Genomic DNA, 3,778 nt, shown 5'->3' with positions numbered 1-3,778 from the left:
GCGTCTTCCCATCGGTCGCCGGCGGCACGGGCCCGCCCGCCGCGGGAGGGGCAACCGGTGGCGGTGGGTTGGCCGGCGCTTCGACGGGTGGCGCCGGCGTATCCGCCGGCTGCGGCGCCGCCCGCGGCTGAGCCGCCACGTCGGGCTCGGATCCTCCGGTGTCCGCGGCGTTTTCGCTGTCCTCGGTCCTGATGGGCTCGTCGTCCTCGTCGTCGGGCTTGAAGGGGTCCTCGTCGAGGGCGTCGCCCTCGTCGAAGGGATCGCCAGCGCCCGCCTCGTCGCCGGCCGAGCCGATCAGCCCACCGACCGCGTCGACGATCCTGCCGGCCAACCCCAGCAGACCCGCACCACCACCACGGCCACCACCGAGCCCACCGCCCAGATCGCCCGCCGGCATGACGCCCGCGTCGCCGAGCGCGGATCCCCAATCAGGTTGCGGCGCGGCGGGAACCGGAGCCGGCGCGAGCGTGGCCGCCGTCGGCGCCGGATCCGGCGCGAGCGTGGCCGCCGTCGGCGCCGGATCCGGCGGCGGGCTCGGGCTCGCGGCCGCGGGCACCACCGCGACGGGCGCGACGGCGGGCGGCGCCCCCCGCACCGGCTGGTAGCCGGGTCCCAGATCCCCGGGGGTCTCGAAGCGCACCATCGGCGCGGCGGCCATCCGTTCGGTGACCATGTCGTAGGCGGTGTCGATACCGTCGCGCGTCGACCGCATCGTCGTCAGCCAGTCGTCGCGAATCTCGTTGTCCACGTAGGGCATCACCTGCCCGCGCACCATCTCCTCGGCGGCGTGCCGGTCCCCCGCCCCGGCCGTGACCGTGGCGGCGGCGGCCAGCCACGCCGGCCGCTGCGACCGGGTGCCGTCGTCGACCGAGATGGCCGTCGCGACCTTCGAATCGACCAGGTACCACATGTTGTCGCGCAGCGACTCGCACCGCTGGGCGGCCGCGCGCAGTTCGGTGGCGACCGCCCCGGCGGCGTCGCAGTGGCGTTCGACAAACCGCACCGCGGCGTCGCCGGCGGGCCCGACCCACGCCGCGGCCAACTCGGCCACCTGGGCGCGCTGCACCCGCAACGCCTCGGCGACCGTCTCGCCCGCCGCCCGCAGCTCCGCGCAGTCGCGGTCGAGGGCGCGCAGATCGAGGCCGTCTTCGGTGGCATACCAGTCGCGGATCTGCGCGGGATGCGCCGTCAGGTCGGGATGTTGGTAGCCAAGGGCATGGCAGGCCCGCACATACAGCTCGGTGTGCTCGACAGCGGGCAGGCCCTCGGCGAGGCGCCCGGCGACATCCAACCGCTCGGCCACGCTCAGGCGATCCGTTCCGCGGCGTACGCCTCGGCGTCGGCGTAGCGGTCGGCGCTGACGCGCAGGGCGCTGGCGATCTCGGCGGACGCGCGCGACCACTGTGCCACTTCGGCGGTCAGCCGCTCCAACTCGACGCGCAGCGCGTCGCCGCGCGCGGCGTGCGCCCGGCCGGCGGCGGCCCCGCCGAAAGCCAGCCTGCCCAGCTGATCGCTGAGGGCGCGGTCGAGAAGGTCGGCGGCGGCGCGGAACTGGTCTGCCACGCGGTGCGTCGCCGCGACGTCGACCTCGGTGCGGGCCACGGTGACGGGTCGTGTTCCCCTGTCGAATCTCATGCCTAATCCGACGCCCGGGCACGCGCCCCGGTTCCGGGGAGATTCAGTGCGCGGAGCTGACCGCCTCGGCGACCCGATTCGCCACGCGCTGGGCGACGTCCGCCTCGGGCGCTTCCACCATGACGCGGATGACGGGCTCGGTTCCGGAGGGCCGCAACAGGATTCGGCCGGTGTCACCGAGCTCGGCCTCGGCGTCGCCGACCGCGGTGCGCACGGCGGGCGCGGCGGCGGCGGTGTCCTTGTCGGCCACCCGGACGTTGATCAGCACCTGCGGCAGCGTCTGCATCGGCGCGGCGAGCTCGGTCAGCGACGAGCCGGTCTGCACCATGCGCGTCATCAGCCGCAGCCCGGTGACGATGCCGTCCCCCGTGGAGCCCAGGGCCGGCATCACGATGTGGCCGGACTGCTCGCCGCCGAGGCTGTAGTCGCCGGCCCGCAGCTCCTCGAGGACGTAGCGGTCGCCGACCCCGGTGGTGCGCACGGTGATCCCGGCGGCGCGCATGGCCAGGTGCAGGCCGAGGTTGCTCATCACGGTGGCCACCAGCGTGTCGGAGGCCAGCTCGCCGGCCTCGCGCATGGCCAGCGCGAGCACGACCATGATCGCGTCGCCGTCGACGAGCTCGCCGTTGGCGTCGATGGCCAGGCAGCGGTCGGCGTCCCCGTCGTGGGCCAGCCCCAGGTCCGCGCGGTGGTCGATGACCGCGGCGCGCAGCGAATCCAGGTGGGTGGAGCCGCAGTTGTCGTTGATGTTCAGGCCGTTGGGGTCGGCGTTGATCGCGATGACCCGGGCCCCGGCCGCGCGGTAGGCGCGCGGCGCCACCGACGAGGCCGCGCCGTGCGCGCAGTCGACCACCACGGTCAGGCCGTCGAGCCGCAGCGTGCTGGCCTTGCTCAGGTGGCGCAGGTAGCGGTCGTCGGCGTCCTCGGCGTCGATGACGCGGCCGATCCCGGCGCCGACGGGGCGCATCCCGATTTCCGCGGTGACCAGCGCCTCGATCCGATCTTCGGTTTCGTCGTCGAGCTTGCGGCCGCCGGGGCCGAAGATCTTGATGCCGTTGTCGGGCATCGGGTTGTGCGACGCCGAGATCATCACGCCGAAGTCGGCGTCGTACGCGCCGGTCAGGTAGGCCACCGCGGGCGTGGGCAGGACCCCGACCCGCAGCGCGTCGACGCCCTGGCTGGTCAGCCCGGCGATCACCGCGGCTTCCAGCATCTCGCCGCTGGCCCGGGGGTCGCGCCCGATCACGGCGACGCGCCGCCCGGGTCCGCCCGCGCTGGCCAGGTGCCGCGCGGCCGCGGCGCCCAGCTCCAGCGCCAGCTCCGCGGTCAACTCGCGATTGGCGACCCCGCGGACACCGTCGGTGCCGAATAGTCGACCCATGCGGAAAAACCTCTCACAGTTGGCGGTCGTTCACCTAACGTGCCCGTTCTTTTCTGACCGAAACGGGGCGCGTTTGGGCGCAGACACGCCGATACAAGCGCGGAACGTCCCAGTTTGACGCCCCGTTGCGGCCAGAAAGTGATGGTCGATCAGCGCTTGCTGTACTGAGGCGCCTTGCGGGCCTTCTTCAGCCCGTACTTCTTGCGCTCGGTGGCGCGCGGGTCACGGGTGAGGAAGCCGGCCTTCTTCAGGGCGGGCCGGTCCTCGGGTTGCGCCAGGATCAGCGCCCGGGCGATGCCCAGCCGCAGCGCCCCGGCCTGGCCCGACGGGCCGCCGCCGTGCAGCAGGGCGAAGATGTCGAAGTTCTCCACCCGGTCCACCGTGACCAGCGGGGCCTTGATCAGCTGCTGGTGCACCTTGTTGGGGAAGTAATCCTCCAGGCTGCGGCCGTTCAGGTCGAACTTGCCGGTGCCGGGCACCAGGCGCACCCGCACCACGGCCTCCTTGCGGCGGCCGACGGTCTGGATGGGCCGGTCGAAGACGAAGGACTCGGCGGCCGCGGGGGCGGGCGCCTCGGCCGGGACGTCCGGGGTTTCCGGGGTGGCCGTGGTGTCGTCCAGGGCCTCGGTCGTTTCGGTCACTGGGCCACCTGCTTGATCTCGTACGGAACCGGCTTCTGAGCGGCGTGCGGGTGCTCCGGGCCGGCGTAGACGTGGAGTTTGCGCTGGATCTGACGGCTGAGCTTGTTCTTGGGCAGCATGC

At 73.5% G+C, this 3,778-nt stretch carries 4 protein-coding genes and 1 pseudogene; all 5 read right to left on the bottom strand.

The features are described 5' to 3' along the window. A partial coding sequence (locus A9X03_RS07645) for a hypothetical protein (RefSeq protein WP_068260445.1) occupies positions 1 to 1,303 on the bottom strand: 1,303 nt, incomplete at its 3' end. 2 nt (positions 1,304 to 1,305) lie between these two features. After that, positions 1,306 to 1,635, bottom strand: a complete 330-nt coding sequence (locus tag A9X03_RS07640; RefSeq protein WP_068260442.1) for a type VII secretion target — start codon at positions 1,633 to 1,635, stop codon at positions 1,306 to 1,308. Positions 1,636 to 1,678: 43 nt separating this feature from the next. Further along, on the bottom strand, positions 1,679 to 3,016 hold the full coding sequence (glmM, locus tag A9X03_RS07635) for a phosphoglucosamine mutase (protein WP_067754457.1): 1,338 nt from the start codon (positions 3,014 to 3,016) through the stop codon (positions 1,679 to 1,681). 149 nt (positions 3,017 to 3,165) lie between these two features. Continuing rightward, complete coding sequence (gene rpsI / locus A9X03_RS07630; protein WP_082954810.1) at positions 3,166 to 3,636, bottom strand: 30S ribosomal protein S9; 471 nt, start codon at positions 3,634 to 3,636, stop codon at positions 3,166 to 3,168. Positions 3,637 to 3,653: 17 nt separating this feature from the next. Continuing rightward, positions 3,654 to 3,778 (bottom strand): annotated as a pseudogene (locus tag A9X03_RS07625) (uL13 family ribosomal protein); the annotation flags it as partial.

The sequence above is a fragment of the Mycobacterium sp. E1715 genome, assembly GCF_001667625.1.
In the GTDB taxonomy this organism is placed as follows: domain Bacteria; phylum Actinomycetota; class Actinomycetes; order Mycobacteriales; family Mycobacteriaceae; genus Mycobacterium.
The sequence above is the reverse complement of the archived record's forward strand: the minus strand, read 5'-3'. Positions and strand labels throughout refer to the sequence as shown.